Source organism: Actinosynnema sp. NPDC037264 (genome assembly GCF_055603705.1).
On the sequence record NZ_JBVJVK010000004.1, the window covers coordinates 223,067 to 226,297 of the forward strand.

The window sequence follows — 3,231 nt, forward strand, 5'->3', positions numbered from 1 at the left end:
TGGAGGATGAGCCAACCCCGCTGCCTTTGGCCCAGGACGTGTGTGGCTCCGTTGGTCGGCCTCGTCCTCACGCAGGGCGAGGCCGCCGCGGCGCCGGGGTTCCAGATGCCGTTCCCGTGCAACCAGGTCTGGTCGGGCCAGACCCGGACCAGTCACAGCCCGGCCAACGCCGTGGACTTCAACCGCACCGACGACGCAGGCGATCCCGTGGTGGCGTCGGCGGCGGGCACGGTGACGCGGGTGGAGAACGAGGGCAGCACCAGCTACGGCCGGTGGATCGAGATCGGTCACGGCGGTGGCTGGCGCACCCGGTACGCGCACCTGTCCGTGCAGCGGGTGAGCGTCGGCCAGACCGTGTCGAGGGGTCAGCGCATCGGCGACGTCGGCTCGACCGGCGGTTCGACCGGCCCGCACCTGCACTTCGAGCAGCGGCTCGACGGCGTGGCGCAGAGGATCGTCTTCAACGGCTCGCAGATCCTCTACTGGGGCACGCGCAACTACACCAGTCGCAACTGCTGAGTGGGCGATCGGGTGCTGCTCCGTTCGGTTGGTTAGGAACTAATTCACCAACTCAACACATGGTAAGTCTTCCACTTAGACGGTCGGGCGTGGTCGGATGATCACCCTTAGTCGTCAAGGAGGTGGCAGATGAGCCGACGTGTGTTCGTCACGGCCTTGGTGGCGCCGCTGATCGGCCTCGTCCTCACGCAGGGCGAGGCCGCGGCGGCGCCGACCTTCCAGATGCCGTTCCCGTGCAACCAGGTGTGGGAGGGTCAGACCCGCACCAACCACAGCCCCGCGAACTCGGTCGACTTCAACCGGGCGAACGACGACGGCGACCCGGTGGTCGCGTCGGCGGCGGGCAGCGTCACGCGGGTCGCGAACGAGGGCAGCACGAGCTACGGCCGGTGGGTCGAGATCGACCACGGCGGTGGCTGGCGCACCCGGTACGCGCACCTGTCCGCGCAGAGCGTGTCCGTCGGCCAGTCCGTGCGGATCGGCCAGCGGATCGGCAACGTGGGCACGACCGGCGGGTCGACCGGGCCGCACCTGCACTACGAGCAGAGGCTCAACGGCGTCGACCAGAAGATCAAGTTCAACGGGACGCAGATCTACTACTGGGGCACGCGCAGCTACACCAGCCGCAACTCGTGCAGCACCAGCGGGGTGACCGGCACCGTCGGCACCGACAGCGGCGCGTCCGTGACCATCAGGTCCGGTCCCGGCACCCAGTACGCGGCCGTCGGCTCGGTCGCGAACGGCGCCACGGTGACGATCAGCTGCCAGGCGCGGGGCGAGACGATCACCGGCAAGTACGGCACCACCAACCTGTGGGACAAGATCGGGTCGGGGTACATCTCCGATGCCTACGTGTACACAGGTTCGGACGGTCAAGTAGCACCGGACTGCTGAGTTCCCGCAGGTCGCCGGGCCGCTCCCAGTTCGGTGGGAGCGGCCTTTCGCGAGTTGTCCACAGATCGGCGATCGCCGCCGGCCCCCCGGACCGCCCTGGTCCACTGTCGTACCCATGACGAAGCTGCTGCCCCCGACCCGCCTGCGCGACCCGGGCGACCTGATCGCCGCCGTGCCGCACCTGCTGGGCTTCCACCCGTCCGACTCGGTCGTCGTGCTGGTGGTGCGCGACCACGACGTGACCATGACGCTGCGCGCCGACCTGCCGCCCGCCGGCGTGCCGCACCGCCTGGCCGACCGGCTCATCGCGCCGCTGGCCGGGTGCCGGGGCGCCGACGCGGTGCTCGTCGTGATCGGCGGCGGTTCGAGCGACCCGCCCGAGGACCTGCCGCACGACGCGGTGGTGGACGAGCTGGACGACGCCCTCCACGCCGCCGACGTGCCGCTCCTGCTGGCCGTGTGGACGCGTGCGACGGCGAAGGGCGAGCGCTGGTTCGACTACCACGACGTGGGCACCTCGGGCACCGTGCCGGACCCGTCGAGCACGGCGTTCGCCGCAGCGTCGGCGGCGGAGGGCCACGTCACCTACGCCAGCCGTGCGGCGATGGGCGACGTCCTGACCCCGGACCCGCCGGGCGCCCTGTCCCGCCGATCGACCCTCCTCAACCGCCTGTCCGCCGACCACCCACCACCGGACGACGAGACCGTGCCCCGACGCGACCGCGAGCTGATCCACGCCGAGGTGCTGCGTGCGGCCACCCGCAAGCGCCCGTTGACCGACGAAGAGGTGGCCGACCTCGCCCACGCCCTGTCGAACCCGCTGACCAGGGACGCGAGCCTGGCCTACTGCGTCGGCGAGCACGCCGGCAGCGCCGAAGTGCTGTGGACCGAGCTGACCAGGGCGAGCCCCGCGCCGGAGCGGGCGGAATCGGCCACCCTCCTGGCCTTCTCGGCGTACATCCGGGGCAACGGCACCCTGGCCCTGCTCGCCCTGGACCGCGCCGAAGAAGCCAACCCCGACCACCGCCTGACCGAACTGCTCCGCGCGGCCCTGCACGGAGGCCTACCCCCAACCCAGATCCGCCACCTGGCAGAACGAGTCGCCGCCACCGACTGGACCACCCCACCCACCAACCTCACCCACCCTGAACCCAGGCCCACCTCACCCTGAGCCCAGCCCACCTCCTCATCCACCGGCCCGCCCCCGCCCACATACCGCGGCCCTGCCGACGACTGCCGCGCGCCAGTCAGCCGGGCCAGCGGGCGAGCAGGCGGGCGGGCGGCGGGCAGGCGGCACATCATCGACGTCGCGACTACACGATCGGGGGTACCGACACGAAGAACCTTCTCCACCACCACCGCACCGCACCGCACCGCACCCGCACGGGCACGGCACCGCCACCGCACGGCACGGGCACGGGCACGGGCACCACGGCACCGCCACCGCAGGGCACAGCACGGGCACGGCACCGGGACCGGCACCGGCGTCGCCATCGCACCCGGCACCGGCAGCGACACCGTTACTGATGCCGGCTGCTCGGCTGGCGACGCGTTGGTCTCGCGCTGGTCCAGCGCTGGTCTCGCCCACCTCGGCAAGGGCCGGCGGGTCGGTGCGGAACAGGGTTCGATCAACCCGCCCTGCCTTGCCGTCCGACACCGCCGTCCGACACCGCCGTCCGACACCGCCGTCCGACACCGCCGTCCGACACCGCCGTCCGACACCGCCGTCCGACACCGCCGTCCGACACCGCCGTCCGACACCGCCGTCCGACACCGCCGTCCGACACCGCCGTCCGACACCGCCGTCCGACACCGCCG

The 3,231-nt window shown here is 71.9% G+C and carries 3 protein-coding genes; all 3 read left to right on the forward strand.

Going from position 1 to position 3,231, the window contains the following annotated elements:
- Positions 1-42 precede the first annotated feature (42 nt).
- The 3 genes from ACZ7GX_RS07375 to ACZ7GX_RS07385 all read left to right on the forward strand — a co-directional run bounded on the left by ACZ7GX_RS07375 (position 43) and on the right by ACZ7GX_RS07385 (position 2,584).
- Positions 43-519, forward strand: a complete 477-nt coding sequence (locus tag ACZ7GX_RS07375; protein ID WP_498773875.1) for a M23 family metallopeptidase — start codon at positions 43-45, stop codon at positions 517-519.
- A 129-nt stretch (positions 520-648) separates the two neighbouring features.
- Positions 649-1,413 (forward strand): M23 family metallopeptidase, encoded by a 765-nt coding sequence (locus ACZ7GX_RS07380; protein WP_498773877.1) that lies wholly within the window; start codon positions 649-651, stop codon positions 1,411-1,413.
- Positions 1,414-1,528: 115 nt separating this feature from the next.
- On the forward strand, positions 1,529-2,584 hold the full coding sequence (locus ACZ7GX_RS07385; protein WP_498773879.1) for a DUF4192 domain-containing protein: 1,056 nt from the start codon (positions 1,529-1,531) through the stop codon (positions 2,582-2,584).
- Positions 2,585-3,231 lie beyond the last annotated feature (647 nt).